Origin of the sequence: Gemmiger qucibialis (assembly GCF_027689445.1) — a bacterium.
Lineage (GTDB): Bacteria > Bacillota > Clostridia > Oscillospirales > Ruminococcaceae > Gemmiger > Gemmiger qucibialis.
Window position 1 is genome coordinate 130,320 of record NZ_JAQFEN010000007.1, and the last position, 15,058, is coordinate 145,377.

12 protein-coding genes are annotated in these 15,058 nt (G+C 55.7%); 8 read left to right on the forward strand and 4 right to left on the reverse strand.

Translation table 11 applies throughout. The features are described 5' to 3' along the window. The first annotated feature begins 1 nt into the window (after window position 1). The 7 genes from murQ to PG062_RS11395 all read left to right on the forward strand — a co-directional run bounded on the left by murQ (window position 2) and on the right by PG062_RS11395 (window position 8,312). Window positions 2–907 carry an N-acetylmuramic acid 6-phosphate etherase gene (gene murQ / locus PG062_RS11365; RefSeq protein ID WP_270752377.1) on the forward strand — a complete coding sequence of 302 codons (906 nt, stop codon included), beginning with the start codon at window positions 2–4 and terminating at the stop codon, window positions 905–907. A 324-nt stretch (window positions 908–1,231) separates the two neighbouring features. Further along, on the forward strand, window positions 1,232–2,338 hold the full coding sequence (locus tag PG062_RS11370) for an N-acetylglucosamine-6-phosphate deacetylase (protein ID WP_270752378.1): 1,107 nt from the start codon (window positions 1,232–1,234) through the stop codon (window positions 2,336–2,338). Between the two features lie 436 nt (window positions 2,339–2,774). Further along, window positions 2,775–3,635: an ROK family protein gene (locus PG062_RS11375; protein ID WP_270752379.1), complete on the forward strand. Its 861-nt coding sequence runs from the start codon at window positions 2,775–2,777 to the stop codon at window positions 3,633–3,635. A gap of 627 nt (window positions 3,636–4,262) precedes the next feature. Then, window positions 4,263–5,813: a glycoside hydrolase family 3 protein gene (locus PG062_RS11380; RefSeq protein ID WP_270752380.1), complete on the forward strand. Its 1,551-nt coding sequence runs from the start codon at window positions 4,263–4,265 to the stop codon at window positions 5,811–5,813. 14 nt (window positions 5,814–5,827) lie between these two features. Continuing rightward, the gene (locus PG062_RS11385) at window positions 5,828–6,565 is read left to right on the forward strand and encodes an alpha/beta hydrolase (RefSeq protein ID WP_270752381.1); all 738 of its coding nucleotides are present in this window, start codon (window positions 5,828–5,830) and stop codon (window positions 6,563–6,565) included. A 313-nt stretch (window positions 6,566–6,878) separates the two neighbouring features. Further along, entirely contained in the window at window positions 6,879–7,052 is a 174-nt protein-coding gene (locus PG062_RS11390; protein WP_270752382.1) for a hypothetical protein, read from the forward strand. A 309-nt stretch (window positions 7,053–7,361) separates the two neighbouring features. Next, the gene (locus PG062_RS11395; protein WP_270752383.1) at window positions 7,362–8,312 is read left to right on the forward strand and encodes a lactonase family protein; all 951 of its coding nucleotides are present in this window, start codon (window positions 7,362–7,364) and stop codon (window positions 8,310–8,312) included. Window positions 8,313–8,487: 175 nt separating this feature from the next. Here PG062_RS11395 and PG062_RS11400 read toward each other — a convergent pair whose 3' ends face one another. From PG062_RS11400 to PG062_RS11415, 4 genes are all read right to left on the reverse strand, one after another. After that, entirely contained in the window at window positions 8,488–9,696 is a 1,209-nt protein-coding gene (locus PG062_RS11400) for a helix-turn-helix domain-containing protein (protein WP_270752384.1), read from the reverse strand. Window positions 9,697–9,755: 59 nt separating this feature from the next. Further along, window positions 9,756–9,911 (reverse strand): hypothetical protein, encoded by a 156-nt coding sequence (locus PG062_RS11405; protein ID WP_158538878.1) that lies wholly within the window; start codon window positions 9,909–9,911, stop codon window positions 9,756–9,758. 246 nt (window positions 9,912–10,157) lie between these two features. Further along, window positions 10,158–10,490: a TM2 domain-containing protein gene (locus PG062_RS11410; protein ID WP_114000360.1), complete on the reverse strand. Its 333-nt coding sequence runs from the start codon at window positions 10,488–10,490 to the stop codon at window positions 10,158–10,160. 75 nt (window positions 10,491–10,565) lie between these two features. Further along, window positions 10,566–12,083 carry an MFS transporter gene (locus PG062_RS11415; RefSeq protein ID WP_270752385.1) on the reverse strand — a complete coding sequence of 506 codons (1,518 nt, stop codon included), beginning with the start codon at window positions 12,081–12,083 and terminating at the stop codon, window positions 10,566–10,568. Between the two features lie 1,115 nt (window positions 12,084–13,198). Here PG062_RS11415 and uidA point away from each other — a divergent pair. Further along, window positions 13,199–15,034, forward strand: coding sequence for a beta-glucuronidase (gene uidA, locus PG062_RS11420; protein ID WP_270752386.1), 1,836 nt, complete (start codon window positions 13,199–13,201; stop codon window positions 15,032–15,034). Window positions 15,035–15,058: the final 24 nt, after the last annotated feature.

Genomic DNA, 15,058 nt, shown 5'->3' on the forward strand with positions numbered 1-15,058 from the left:
ATTGTTTATGGTAAAACTGGATCATATTTCAACCGAGCAGCGGAACCCGGCAACCAGCCATATTGATGAGGTTTCAACGCTTGAGATCGTCCGCCTGATGAACCAGGAGGACAAAAAAGTAGCCGAAGCGGTGGAAGTGGTTCTGCCGCAGATCGCTGCAGCTGTGGATGTGATTTACGCCGCGCTGCAAAAAGGCGGACGGCTGATTTATTGCGGATGTGGTACTTCCGGCCGTCTTGGCGTGCTGGATGCAGCCGAATGCCTGCCTACATTCAGCGCCGGGCGCGATATGGTGGATGCCGTTATTGCGGGCGGCCAGCGCGCCATGCTGATCCCGGTGGAGGGCGCCGAGGACAACCGCGACCTTGGCAAAGAGGACTTGGAAAAGCTGAATTTCAGCCAGAAGGATGTTCTGTGCGGTATTGCCGCCAGCGGCCGCACCCCCTATGTGCTGGGTGCGATGGAGTATGCCCACAGCCTTGGCGCAGCGGTCATCAGTGTAACCTGCTGCCCCGGCAGTGAGATAGACACCCGGGCTGACATTGGCATTTCCCCCATGCCGGGGCCGGAAGTTATTACCGGTTCCACCCGCCTGAAAAGCGGCACTGCCCAAAAAATGGTGCTGAACATGCTTTCCACCGCCACTATGATCAAGCTGGGCAAAGTGTATGGCAACCTGATGGTTGATGTGCGCGCCAGCAACGAAAAGCTGGTGGAGCGCTGTGTACGCATTGTGCGCACCGCCACCGGTGCCGACAGTGTTGCCGCCCGCAACGCCCTTGAGCAGTGCGGTTACAGCGCCAAAACCGCTATCCTGATGATTCTCTGTAAAATTGACGCCCCCACCGCGGAAGCAAGACTGGAAAAAACACACGGGAGAATTGCGGAAGCGCTGAACAACCTATAATTCAGAATTAACAATTAGGAATGAGTAATTAGGAATTGAATGAATAATTAAAAAAGAATAAAGAATAATGAAAGAATAATGTTGGTGGACTGCGGCGCACTTGCGCCGCTCAGGAAATATTAGGTTTGCTGCTATTTGAAGCTGAGTGATGAACCATATAACATCCTGTAGGGCGCGATGCCCTCATCGCGCTGGCGTTCACGGTACGACAATCAAAAATTGTAATACGCCTATACTCCACCACAAATTCCTAATTTCTCATTGCTCATTTCTAATTCATATGAACTCCTACCTCCTAACTCCTAACTAACACTGGTGCTTACCATGAAAATTTTTGCTCAAAAACTTCTGGTGGGCCGTACATTCCTAGCCAATCAGACCGTGACGGTCGAAGACGGCCAGATCACTGCCATTGGTGGCGGGGGTCCGGCCGATTTTTCTGTCTGGGCCTTAACACCCGGACTGGTTGACCTGCACTGCCACGGCGGCCAGGGCTTTGACCCGGAGCTGAATGAACGCCCCCTGCCCGAGTTCCTGACCATCCTGCTGTGCCACGGCGTAACGGATGTGCTGCTCACCCTTGGGGCGGAGCCGCTGCCCACCATGCGCCGGGCGCTGGCGGTGGTACAAACCGCCATGCAGCAGCAGGCCGCAGGCAAACTGCCCGGCGCGCATATTTTGGGTGTTCATCTGGAAGGACCCTTTTTGAGTCCCGAGCGTCCCGGTGCCATGCCACCCGCCGCGCTGCTGCCGCCAACCCTCGCCGCGTACCAGACGCTGGTACAGGGGTATGAATCCGTCATCCGGCAGGTGACCCTTGCCCCGGAGCTTCCCGGTGCGCTGGAACTTGGCGCAGCTCTGGCGGCGCGAGGTATCCGGGTGCAGGCCGGGCACACCGATGCTGATTACGAGACCGCCCAGCGTGCTTTTTCTGCTGGATTTACAGGTCTGTGCCATACCTTCAACGCCTGCCGCCCCCTGCGCCACCGCGACCCCGGTGTGGTGGCCGCCGCTCTGCTGGATCCTAATGTGACCACCGAGTGCATCTGCGATCTGGTTCACCTGCACCCCGCCGCTTTGCAGCTTGTCTACCATATGAAAGGCCCTGAAGCGATGATTGCCGTATCCGACAGTGTGGCTACCCATGGTCTGCCCGATGGACGCTACACCGTGGCCGGGCAAGATTATATTGTGCAAAACGGTGTGAGCCGCTGCGCAAACGGCACCCTGGACGGTGGCGGTGTTTATCTGGACGGTGCAGTGCGCAATTTGCAGAGCATTGGGATCCCCGCACAGGACGCCTGCCTGATGGCATCTACCACCCCCGCCGCCCTGCTCGGCCTGCCCCGCACCATCCACCCCGGCCACCCCGCCGTGCTGGTGGGATGGAGCGAAGGATGGCAGGTGGAGATGGTATGGCGAGATAGTTAGGAGGGAGGAATTAGGAGTTGGTGGCGCGGCAAGGTCCGGTATGAAATCATTAGAAATTAGCAATGAGTAATTAGGAATTGCTTGTGAGGATGAGATTCGTCATCGGCTAACGGGGACGCTATACCGCAATTTGCAGAATGGTGCAAGGCTTTGTCTTACGGTAGGGCGGGGGTACCCGACCCCACCGAGACAGTGCCCTATTCCACGTTATAAAGATGTTGTGACATCTATCCCGCGAATTCAGAACGTTTTGTGGGCCAAGGTACGTTTTAATAAACAACGAACCTGATATCTCCTGAGCAGCGCAGCGCGCCGCGGTCCACCAACATTATTCTTTATTATTTATTCACTATTCTTTTTTCTCTTCGCTCCGCTCACCCTCAAATTTCTCATTACTAATTTCTAATTCTCCACAACGCTCCATCGAGGTTCAACCATGTTTCTTTCCGGTATTGATATTGGCGGTACAAGCATTAAGTTCGGCATTTTTGATGAACAGCTGAACCTTTTGCAGCAGTGGAGCCGCCCCACACCCAAAGAACCTGCCGAAGCCGCCACGCTGATTGCGGCGCAGTTGGAACCGTATCACGTTGCGGCTATTGGGGCCGGTGCGCCCGGCACGCTGAACGCTGCGCGCGAAACCATTACGGCGGATAATCTGGCATGGGTAGATGTGCCCCTTGCTGCGTTGCTGCGCCGGGCGTCCGGTCTACCCGCGGTGGTCATTAACGATGGCCACGCGGCAATGTTGGCCGAAATGCGTTCCGGTGCACTGCAAAATGTACAGACAGGTATTCTGCTCACCCTGGGTACCGGCATTGGCGGGGGCATTGTCATCAATGGGCAGTGCTGGCGCAGCCCCACCGGGCTGGCCCCGGAACTGGGGCATATCATCACCCACAGCGACGGTCTGCCCTGCCCCTGCGGCCAGTGCGGCTGCTTTGAACAGTACGCTTCGGCCACCGCGTTGATCCGCATGGCCGGCGGCGAGTCCCCCGCCGACCTGATTGCCCGCGCCCGCAGCGGCAATGCTGCGGCGCAGGCCGTGTTTGCCCAGTATGTGCACGAGCTTTGCACCGGCATTGTTTCCCTCAACTCCATTTTTGCGCCGGAGGTCGTAGCCCTGGGCGGCGGCATCAGCGAGGCAGGCGATTTTCTGCTGGATGCCTGCCACACCACTTTGGCCCGCCTGCACGCCAACCCCCAACCCACCCTCCGCCTTGCCGCCCACCGCAACACCGCAGGAATCATTGGCGGGGCGATTGCAAGTTTGAAGTTAGGAGTTACGATGCATTAAGGCCTGATACAAAATAATTAGGGCAATACCGCATAATTCTAAGTGCCGATACGGCGAGCGAGGTGCGGCAGATGCCAAGCCAAAAGCGCAGATAATACTGGATGCTGCAAAGGTGAGCGCCGCCAGTGGCGGAAACAGCGAACCGAAGCAGGGGCAGCGGTCGCAGAGTGCGAGGGGCTTTTGCCCCCGAAGCACGATGCGGGTACCGCAACCCGACATTATCGAGCATTTTGGCAACGCAGATGCCGTGCCGCAGCTGCCGGAGCGGTGCTTAAGCCGCAAGGCGGGAATTGTGCGGTGTTGCCTTAGGAATGAGGAATGAGAAATTAGTAATTTGAGGTGTGGCAAGGTAAGTACATATTTCTTGATTACCTCGTGGCAAGCCCCGGCGCGATGAGGTCATCGCGCCCTACAAAACATTTAATAGCCAATCGCACTTTTTAACAACCGGCAAACCTAATATCTCCTGAGCGGCGCTTTGCGCCGCGGTCCACCACAATTATTCATTATTCTCTATTCTTTATTCTTTTCAGATTTAGACTTTTTCCTACCGCCAATTCCTAATCTCTCATTGCTAATTTCTAATTCACATCAACTCCGAACTCCTACCTGTTTTCGAGGTGCTCTATGCCTACCACGATTGATAATCTCCTTTCCCGCATGACATTGAAAGAAAAGATCGGCCAGATGATCCTGGCCAGTATCGAGGTATCCCGCATGGATGCGGGCACGCGGGAATTTTTACGCAAAAATCATATCGGCAACGTTATTTTGTTTGGCAAAAACTGTGCCGGGCGGGCCGCGCTGGCGCAGTTGAACGCTGAGATCCAGCACACCGTCATGGCGGAAAACGGTCTGCCTGCTCTTATCGCCATCGACCAGGAGGGTGGCTGTGTTACCCGCCTGCGCAGCGAAGCCACGGTTTTTCCCAGCGCCATGGTCATTGCCCGCACGGGCGATCCCGCCAACGCCTACAAAGTTGGGCGTATGATGGGCGGTGAGCTGCGGGCACTGGGTATTAACCTGGACTGTGCGCCGGTGCTGGATACTCTTTCCGGCCCTGCGGAACGCCGTTATTATGGGCAAACTGTGCAATCCATCGCGGATTATGGCTGCACCATGGCCCGCGGCCTGCGGGATGCCGGGGTGCTGGCCTGCGGCAAACATTTCCCCGGCCATGAGCAGACCGGTGCCGATACACACTTCGGCTTTGTGGTGGACAATACCCCGCGTGACACATTGATGAATAGCTGTTTAACGCCCTTCTGCCGCGCGATGTCAGAGGACCTTGCCAGCGTGATGATATCGCATGTCTGCTTCCCCGCGCTGGATGACACCGATACGCCCTGCTCCATGTCCGCGCCCGTCATCCAGGGCGTGCTGCGTGGGCAACTGGGGTACCAGGGGCTTGTCATCAGTGACGGCTTGCAGATGCACGCCATTCTGGACCAGTACGGCGCACCACAGGGCTGTGTGCAGGCGGCACTGGCCGGGTGCGACCTGCTGATTATTGGCAATGGCGGCGATAACGCCGACCCCACCGGTAAAGATGTGCAGACCCCCTGCATCCATGCCCTGTGCGATGCTGTGGCCGATGGAACCCTGCCGATGGCGCGGGTGGATGAATCGGTGCGGCGGATCTTGGCATGCAAGCTGGCGCTGGGCTGGACTATGCCCGCCCGCGATGCCGCCAGCCAGGATTGGAGCAATCATGCTGCCCTTGCGGATGCGTTGGCCGAAACCGGCGTGACGGTACAAGACCCCCACGGCCTGCTGCCGCTGCCCGCAGGGACATTATTTATTGCGCGGGCGTCCGGTACCGGTACTGGCGTGACGGAGGGCGATCGCATTACGGAAAGCTTTGCTCCACTGGCTGCACGGCGTTTGGGCGGCCAGTGCGCTGTCTACCACACGGTGGAAGAACTGCCGGAGCTGGCGGATGTCTGCGCCGCGGCGCCCGCGGTGGTATTCGCCTTTGGCACCCGTGAGGAAGCCGCCGCTGCCGCCCAGGCCGCCGAAGCGCTGGCTGCGCACAACCCGCGCTTCTGTGCTGTTTGCTTGGCCGAGCCGGACGCTTTGCAGCACTATCCCTTTGCTGCCAGTACCGTGAGCGCCTGGGACCGCACCGAGCCCGCCATGCGTGCCGTCTGCCGCGCGCTGGCAAACCCACAAATTTGAAGGAGGGGCAAACCATGGCATTTTTCCGCTGTGACGTCATGTCGGAATCTCTCGGCATGGCAACATCGGTGCTTGTTACCATGCCAGATACCGGAAATTTGGCCGCCGCGCCAGTGGTGTACCTGCTGCATGGCCTGACTGACAACTGCACCGGCTGGCTGCGCTATACCCAGGCCGAACACCTGGCCCGCACCCACGGGGCTATTCTGATCGTTCCCGAAGTGCAGCGCAGCTTTTATACCGATATGGCCTGCGGCCCCAAGTATTTCACCTACATTAATCAGGAATTGCCAACGCTCTGCCGCCGGTTTTTCGGCATTCAGCCCGTACCGGAGCGCACTTATATTATGGGGCTTTCGATGGGCGGATACGGTGCTATGAAATGCGCTTTTACTGCGCCGCAGCAGTACGCCGGGTGCGCCGGTTTTTCCTCGGTGGCGGAAATCCAGGCCGAACTGCCCCAGCTCTGCCGCTGGCATGAAGATCAGGCAATTTTCCCGCACGGCATTGTGCCGCCACAGGATGATCTGTTTGACTTGGTGGAGAAATTCCGCGACGGAACGTGCCCCATGCCCCGCCTGTTTTTGGCCTGCGGCCAGCAGGACAGTCTGTACCCCGCCAACCTACGCCTGCGCGATACCTTGCAGGCGACGAATTGGCCCCTGACTTGGTACGAAGCCCCCGGCGACCACAACTGGTTTTTCTGGAACGATGCGCTGGGAAGAGCGATGAAAGAACTTTTGGAAAATTAGAAATGACAGCAAGCTGATTATTGGCATTCATCGGGATAGGATGACTGCTTTTCCTCAACGTCAACACCGAACAATGATGTAAACAGAACACCATTCAAAGTAAAAGCCTATGGATTGAAACATCCCCTTGCCAAAGAGTACAATAAAAGCATAGAAACAGACTGAAAACTGTTTATTGTGCAGAGCAAACACTGAGCTTGGCGATCGGGGACGGATAACAAAACAGGAACCTACCGGAAAGGCAAGCGGCTGTTCAGCCTGCTTGCCTTTGTTTTTTGCACCGTAACCCCCAGCCAAAAAAGGAGGAAACACCATGGAACCTAAAACCACCAAAAAACCATCACGCAAGCTTGTTGTTTTCAAGCGGGAACTGCCGTTTTACTTAATGCTGATCATCTTCTTTCCCTTACCTCTCACCCTACCAATTCCTACTTTCTACTTCCTCATTCCTAAGGCAACACCGCACAATTCCCGCCTTGCGGCTTAAGCACCGCTCCGGCAGCTGCGGCACGGCATCTGCGTTGCCAAAATGCTCGATAATGTCGGGTTGCGGTACCCGCATCGTGCTTCGGGGGCAAAAGCCCCTCGCACTCTGCGACCGCTGCCCCTGCTTCGGTTCGCTGTTTCCGCCACTGGCGGCGCTCACCTTTGCAGCATCCAGTATTATCTGCGCTTTTGGCTTGGCATCTGCCGCACCTCGCTCGCCGTATCGGCACTTAGAATTATGCGGTATTGCCCTAATTGTTCTAACTTCTCCCCCTGCTTCCTGACTCCTGACTTTTCCCGGAGGTTCCCAATGGCCCACACTCTTTTATTTTCCGGCTATGGTGCGCCGGGGTGCGATGATCTGGCGGTGTGCCGCTTAACGGCGGACGGAACGCTGGAAACTTTATCTACCCTGCGGCATGGCCGTGCCCCCAGCTTTTGCTGCCGGGGGCAAAATGGTTGGATTTATGCCGCATCGGAACGCGGGGATGGCGCGGATGTGACCGCCTATGTGCTGGACGGCACGACCCTGCGCGAGATCGCCCGCATTGAAATTCCTACCGGCCGCGGCTTGTGCCATCTGTATGCCTGCGGCGATGTGATTTATGGCAGCTGCTTTGAAAACGGCCTATATTTTGCTGTGGATAGTGCCCTGACTCGCATTTTGTGGCAATTCCAGCCTGCAGGGGCCAACGCCCACTGGGTGCAGTCTGTGGGGCACGCGTTATTCCTGGCGGATTTGGGCAACAGCCGCCTGTACCGCCTTGCGTTGGAAAATAATCTGCCCACCGGCAGCGTAAAGACTCTGCCCCAGCCCACCGGCAGCGGCCCGCGCCAGGTGTTGGATGCCGGGGACGGCATGCTGGACTGTGTGTATGAGCTGGACGGCCACATGCGGGTGCTGAACCATGACGGCTGCACCGTTTCCACTGTGCAAGCCAGCACTGTGCCCAAGCCGCGCAGCTGGCCGGGTGGTGCCTGCGCCACGGCGGATGGCACCCTGTTTGTCAGCAACCGTGGGCCCAACACCATCTCGGCGTGGCAGCGCAGCGGCCCGACCCGCCATTTCCTTTGCGAATGGCCCACCGGCGATTGGCCGCGGGCGCTGTGCGCGGTGCCGGGCACCCTGTATCTGTTGGCTGCCTGCCAACGAGAGGGCGCGGTGCATTGTTACTATTGTTCACCCTTGCCCCACCGCGCCCCTACCGAAACCGCCAGCCTTGCGCTGCCTGGTGCTTCCTGCGCGCTGGTGCTGGACTGATTTTTGTCATTGTATTTTCTCTTTTCCTCATTTTTTACTTGTTCAAGCTTTTCTTCTCTGCACAATAACCTCCTACTTGCACCTTTCCCTATGGCAAAGCCCATACCGGAAAAGCGGGATTTCCCTGTCTCTGCTTTTCGGTATGGGCTTTTTGTAGTTCTTTTATTTTCTGGGGTTACCGTGCGCGGCTCTGGCGGCGGTACTGGGTGGGGGTGCTGCCCATCGACTTTTTGAACATCTTGGTAAAATAGTTCACATCCAGGATGCCCACCTGCTCCGCCACCACCGAGATATTCTGCTCGGTGGAGCTCAACAGATTGGCCGCGCGCTGGATGCGCTGCGTGTTGATAAAATCTGTCAGGGTGGTTCCGGTATCCTGCTTGAACAGGCTGGAGAGGTACGATGGGCTGATATAGTACATAGCGGCCAGGCTTTTGGGCGAAAGCTGGTCCGACAAGTTCAGGTTGATCGTATTGATGACCTTTTGCACCAGCGGTGAATATTGCTGCAAAGAATACCGCCGCACATATGCGCAGTACTCTTTTACCATTGTCTGCACCAGCGGCCAGCTTTCCTCGTCCACCATGTTTTCGATCATCAGGGCATAACGGAAGGAAATCTCGTCAATGTAATACGGGTGGATGTTGCTGCGCTCAATGGCTTTGCGCAGCAGAGTGTTCATTACGGTCAGCATGATCTTGGTCTGGTACAGTGAGCCGAAAAAACGCCCGCCATAGGTAAAGCGTGCCATTTGCTGGCAGGATTTCAGCGCAGCTTCGGTGTTGCCGCAAGCCACCGCGTCCCAGATGGCATTTTCGTTGGCATAGCGCTGTTCAAGCATCTGGATCGGGATCTCCCGCTGGAACTCCGGTTCGGTAAAATAGCGCAGGTCAGTGGTAAAATGGAACGGCAGAAACTCTTTCTGCTGGTCCAGGTGGAATTCCTCTTTGGGGAACATCATGGAAACAACTGCCACGATGGAAGCCTGGAAACCGCTGTCCGACAGAATCCGCACCCCGTTATAGTAGCTCTGTACAGCGTCATCGCCTTTCTCACCAATGTGACGGCGTGCCCAGCTGCGGGATTTTTCGCTGCGCTCGGCGGTGGCCCACGGGCCGATCATGAACACAGCATTTTCTTCGTCTGGAATGCGGAACAGCGCAAACTGCAATTCAAAGGTGCCTTCGGCAAACAGCAGCGTGTTGGGCGGGGTGCTTTGCAGCAACAGGCTGCCGAATTCCTGCCAGTCAAAATAGGGGTCCAGCGCTTTGCGCAGGCCGTAATCAAACTGGTCCAGCCCATCAAAGGGCGGCGTTACCCGCATGCAGCGGATGTTGCTGGCGGAGGCCAGCCGGGTCAGAACGTCCAGTAAATCTGCTTGCATCAGGCACCTCGTTTTTTCAGCGGCGGGCGGCGCTGCCGCGTGCCCACCGGGTAAAGGGGTTATTTTTTGCCCCGCGTGTTATCGTTGTTGCTTTTCCCGGCCAGGTAACGCATGATGGGCGGCATGCCCACGGCAAGCGCTACCAACACCGCCAACACAAGCGGGCTGGGGGCCTGGTGGTTAGGGTTGAACAACAGCTGAACGATCTGATCCATGGCGGGTCGCCTTTCTTGTGTGCCGTATCGGCGTTAAAAAGTGTGACTTTACTGCTTCTAGTTTAACATGTCTGCGCGGAAATGGGAAGCAATTTTGCCGGAAATAATAACCAAAAGCAATAGCTGCTTTTCGGCATATTATGCAGGTGCTACCCTGAAATTTTGCCAACATGCGCTGTTTCCCTGAATCCACAGCAAGCCCCGCAGGCAAACAGCAGCCTGCGGGGCGGCGGAGGGAGGAGGTTTTTACAGGTAAATGATGCCGTTTTCGTCCGGTTTCATCGGCACGGCGATCATTGCGTCGATCATTGTCATGGCAATGGAAAATCCGCTCCAGCAGGTGACCAGGTAGAGCAAGCCCATCTTCCACTGTTTTGCATAAAAGCGCTGGGCGCCAAATACCCCAAGAAGGCACCACCGCAGGTAGGCCTTGCGGTTCACCGGCACTTTGGCCCGGTTAGCGTGGGCGGTCACAGCGCAGTCAATCAGCCGCCACAGGGGGCCGTGGCTAGCAGCTTCATCGGTGCGCAGTGCAGAGTTCTGGGTGGTTTCGGAAGCCATTTCCATTTGCTTTTCCAATACAGGTACCTCACTGTAACAACGGGTGCGCCCGATGGACGGGCGGCCCCGCGGGGAATGTGGTTCGGTTTGGGGTTATGCTTCGGCCATAGCCTTTGCCTTGATCTTGACAATCTCATCCTGGATCTCGGCCATCTTTTCTTTGCTCAGCGGATAGAACTTCATGGCAATCAGGTTGCAGATCAAACCGATGGTGATCAGGCCGTATGCCAGGAACACAACGCCAACACGCAGCTGCGGGGTAACGATATCGCCCACGCTGGGGTTGTGGTCGGTAAAGCCGCAGGCAGCAAACACCAGACCGGCGATCATGGGAGCGAAAGAGGAAATCATCTTGTCCACAAAGCTGAACAGGGTGCCCATCAGACCGGGAACATACTTGCCGGAGCGGTATACTTCATAGTCGGCACAGTCGGCGGTCATGGGAATTACGATATTGCCGGAAATACCCTGGCAGCCGGCATACAGGATGCTGAACACAACATAGATGATCAGGAAGTAGCCCCAGTTCAATGCACCGGTTTCGGGGTTGCTGGTCATTGTTGTGGGATCGCCAACAATCCACAGGGCGGACAGGATAACGTTGCAGATAATGCCGCCGATGGAGCCAATGACCATGGCTTTTTTCTGGCCAAAGCGGGTGGCAACAATGGAGATAACCAGGAAGGTGAGGATGACGCTGGGGATGGTGGTAACGGCGGTCACGCTGCCCTGCAGTTTGATGGAACCGGCAATGCAGGCAAACATAGCAACGGAAACAGCGCTGGTTTTGGCAGTGGAGCCGAGCTTATCCGTGGAGGCGGACAGCACCAGCATCTGGATGGCTCGGTTGTTTTTCAGGGTATCCCAGTAGTCTTTCAGGCCGACCTTGATGGGTTTGCCAGTACCAAAGAATTCCGGGCGGTCTTTGGGTGCAATGGAGATGACGGCGATCACGGTAAAGATGGCGGACATAATGGCGGTCATCATCCAGAATTCATGGAAGAACTGGGTAGAGGTATAGTTGCCAACATCAGCATACTTGTTGGCAATGTTGGCAACGACAATAGCCAGCACCGTAAACAGGATGGTATTGAACACGCCATCGAAAGAAGCGAACATGGGGCGCTGTTTGGGATCGTTGGTCATGCAGCTCTGGGCGCTCTTGGTAACAACGCACTGGCAGGTGTAGCCCAGGTAATAAACGCAGCAGAACACAACAAAGAAAATAAAGCGGGCGGGGCCTTCCGGCAGTTTGTGGGTAAAGTGGAACATGATAAAGCTGGAAGCCGCCAGAATGATGTTGCCAATGACCATGAACGGGCGGTTTTTGCCGAACTTGCCGTTGGTTTTATCCACCATGTAGCCAATGAACGGGTCAGTTACGCCGTCCCAGATACGCATAGCCATGGTAAAGCTGGATGCCATAACCATGCCAACGCCAACAAAGCCCAGTAGATAAAAACTGACATAGTTCATGAACATCAGGTAAAGGTTGGTTGCGGTGTTGTTGAGCGCAAAGCCTGCAATGCGCCACAGGGGTACACGGTGGATGCCGTTTGTTTCGTAATCCTTGTCATAATACTTGTCGGGCAGGGTTCTTGTCTTAGCCATTTCTTTTCTCCTTACTTGGGGTGTATCTGAAAGGCTGAAAATGCGGCTTGTTCAGGTACACTTTATGGAATTTCTTCCTCCGCTTGTCTGGAACGTTCCGGCACCCAGCCCCACACTGTTCACCGCAGTTCCACAACTTTGTGTCTATATTATGAACGTTCAGGAAGAATGGCGTTAGTAAATTTTACAGGTAAAACAGGAAAATCGGAGCATAAATTATGCAGGGGGAAGCGATGGGCAGGGAGGGTTTGCGATTAGAAATGAGGAATGAGAAATTAGCAATTATAGCAATTATAAGGTAAGACGGACGCTTTACTTAAAAGAATAAAGAATAATGAATAAAGAATAATGGTGGTGGAGCGCGGCGCGGTGCGCCGCTCAAAAATATTAAGTTTGTTGTGTGCTGAAAGTATGCGATGAAACATGAAGCTGATTTGTGAGGGGACGATGCTTGCCATCGTCCCGTGGGCCTATCTGCATTGCAGCTTTCAAAATTGTATCATGCCGTACTCTACGATGGTGGTGCGGTCCCCAGGCCGGGCCGAATGGCAGGCACCACAATTATTCGCAGATTTTGCGGGTTTTCCCAAAAAATCTACTAACGATACCGGCAGTTTTATGTGATAATAGAATCATCGAACAACTTCCGAACCGCAAAAACCTTTGGCAACACCGCACAATTCCCGCCTTGCGGCTTAAGCACCGCTCCGGCGGCTACGGCACGGCATCTGCGTTGCAAAAATGCTCGATAATGTCGGGTTGCGGTACCCGCATCGTGCTTCGGGGGCAAAAGCCCCTCGCACTCTGCGACCGCTGCCCCTGCTTCGGTTCGCTGTTTCCGCCACTGGCGGCGCTCACCTTTGCAGCATCCAGTATTATCTGCGCTTTTGGCTTAGCATCTGCCGCACCTCGCTCGCCGTATCGGCACTTAGAATTATGCGGTATTGCCCTTTGTAAAACACGGAACCAACATGACGCAAGCCCAACGTATTTCAGGGAAACACTTCACCCAGTCTGGTATCCAACCCCACCCAAACTGAACGAATGGCCCCACATTCCCGGAAAAATTGTTGGAGCAAAACATTCATTTTATTGAAACAAGGAGAAACAACGCTATGGAAAATAAATCTTTGCTGTACCCCTGCGCTTCCGCTGCACGCCGCGTTATCAGCCTGGATGGCATGTGGCGCTTTGAGTTCGACCCCGAAAGCAACGGTATGGATGCCGGCTGGGGCGTCGGACTGCCCAAACCCATCTCGATGCCGGTCCCGGCTTCGTTCTGCGATTTCTTTACCGATAAGGAGTCCCGCGAATACTGCGGCGATTTCTGGTACGAAACCGATTTCTTTGTTCCGGGTGAATGGAGCGGCAAGGATGTTGCCATCCGCTTCGGTTCTGTCACCCACCGCGCCCGCGTGTTTGTGAACGGCGTGGAAGTTGCCAACCATGAGGGCGGCTTTTTACCCTTTGATGCCAACGTGACCGAGATTGTGCGGTACAACCAGTACAACAAGCTGACTGTGTTGACCAACAACGAACTGAACGAGTACATGCTGCCCGCAGGCCAGACCAACACCCTTTCTAACGGAAAAAAGGTTGCGGCACCGTACTTTGATTTCTACAATTACGCGGGTATCCACCGCCCGGTCAAGCTGCTGGCCTTGCCCAAAGAGCGTGTTCTGGATTTTGAGGTGACCCACCGCCTGGTGGACGGCGGTGCCGAGGTAGACTATACCGTAACCACGAATGGCAGCCATGATGTGACGGTGGAAGTGCTGGATGGCACCACCAAGGTGGCCGAAGCCAGCGGCAAAACCGGCACTTTGAAAATCACCAATGCTAAGCTGTGGAATGTGCACGCCGCTTACCTGTACAACTTCGTCATCCGCATTACCGATGGCCACGCCGTGATCGATGAATATTTTGACAAGATCGGCATCCGTACCTTTGAAGTTAAGGATGGCCACTTCCTGCTCAACGGCAAACCGGTGTATCTGCGCGGTTTTGGCAAGCACGAAGATTCCGACATCCGCGGCCGCGGCCTGGACCTGGCTACCGTCAAGCGCGATTACGAGCTGATGAAGTGGATCGGCGCAAACTGCTTCCGCACCAGCCACTACCCCTATGCCGAAGAACTGTACCAGATGGCAGACGAAGAGGGCTTTTTGATCATTGACGAAGTGCCTGCCGTCGGCTTTATGCAGAGCACGATGAATTTCCTGGCTGCCAACCAGGGCAACGGCAAAAAGGTGGGCTACTTTGAAAAGGAAACCACCCCCAAGCTGCTGGAAAACCACAAGGCTGCCCTGACCGATATGATCACCCGCGACAAGAACCACGCATCGGTCATCGCATGGAGCATCCTAAACGAACCCCAGTGCACCAGCGAGGGTACCGAAGCATACTTTAAGCCGCTGTTTGACCTGGCCCACGAGCTTGACCCCCAGAAACGCCCCCGCACCTATGCCATCGTGATGATGAGCCTGCCCAACAACAGCAAGGGTCAGCAGTTTGCGGATTTCATCAGCCTGAACCGCTATTACGGCTGGTATGTGATGGGCGGCATGTGCATTGTGGACGCCGAGACGGCGTTCCGCAAAGAGATGGACGGCTGGGCACAGGTTTTGAACGGCCGCCCGATGATCTTTACCGAGTACGGCGCTGACACCATGCCCAGCGAGCACAAACTGCCCAGCGTGATGTGGAGCCAGGAGTACCAGAACGAGTACCTGGATATGAACCACAATGTGTTTGACAGTTACGACTTTGTGCAGGGCGAACTGGTGTGGAACTTTGCCGACTTCCAGACCACCGAGGGCATTATGCGTGCCAACGGCAACAAAAAGGGTATTTTCACCCGCCAGCGCCAGCCCAAGGATGCCGCTTTCCACTTCCGCGCACGCTGGACCAGCCTGCCGGTAGATTACAAGGGCAATACCGCACAATTCTAAGTGCCGATACGGCGAGCGAGGCAC

Excerpts from the sequence above, each read along its gene's own strand:
- PG062_RS11370 (WP_270752378.1), top strand. The coding sequence starts at position 1,232 with ATGAAAATTTTTGCTCAAAAACTTCTGGTGGGCCGTACATTCCTAGCC.
- PG062_RS11375 (WP_270752379.1), top strand. The coding sequence starts at position 2,775 with ATGTTTCTTTCCGGTATTGATATTGGCGGTACAAGCATTAAGTTCGGC.
- PG062_RS11380 (WP_270752380.1), top strand. The coding sequence starts at position 4,263 with ATGCCTACCACGATTGATAATCTCCTTTCCCGCATGACATTGAAAGAA.
- PG062_RS11385 (WP_270752381.1), top strand. The coding sequence starts at position 5,828 with ATGGCATTTTTCCGCTGTGACGTCATGTCGGAATCTCTCGGCATGGCA.
- PG062_RS11390 (WP_270752382.1), top strand. The coding sequence starts at position 6,879 with ATGGAACCTAAAACCACCAAAAAACCATCACGCAAGCTTGTTGTTTTC.
- PG062_RS11395 (WP_270752383.1), top strand. The coding sequence starts at position 7,362 with ATGGCCCACACTCTTTTATTTTCCGGCTATGGTGCGCCGGGGTGCGAT.
- PG062_RS11400 (WP_270752384.1), bottom strand. The coding sequence starts at position 9,696 with ATGCAAGCAGATTTACTGGACGTTCTGACCCGGCTGGCCTCCGCCAGC.
- PG062_RS11405 (WP_158538878.1), bottom strand. The coding sequence starts at position 9,911 with ATGGATCAGATCGTTCAGCTGTTGTTCAACCCTAACCACCAGGCCCCC.
- PG062_RS11415 (WP_270752385.1), bottom strand. The coding sequence starts at position 12,083 with ATGGCTAAGACAAGAACCCTGCCCGACAAGTATTATGACAAGGATTAC.
- uidA (WP_270752386.1), top strand. The coding sequence starts at position 13,199 with ATGGAAAATAAATCTTTGCTGTACCCCTGCGCTTCCGCTGCACGCCGC.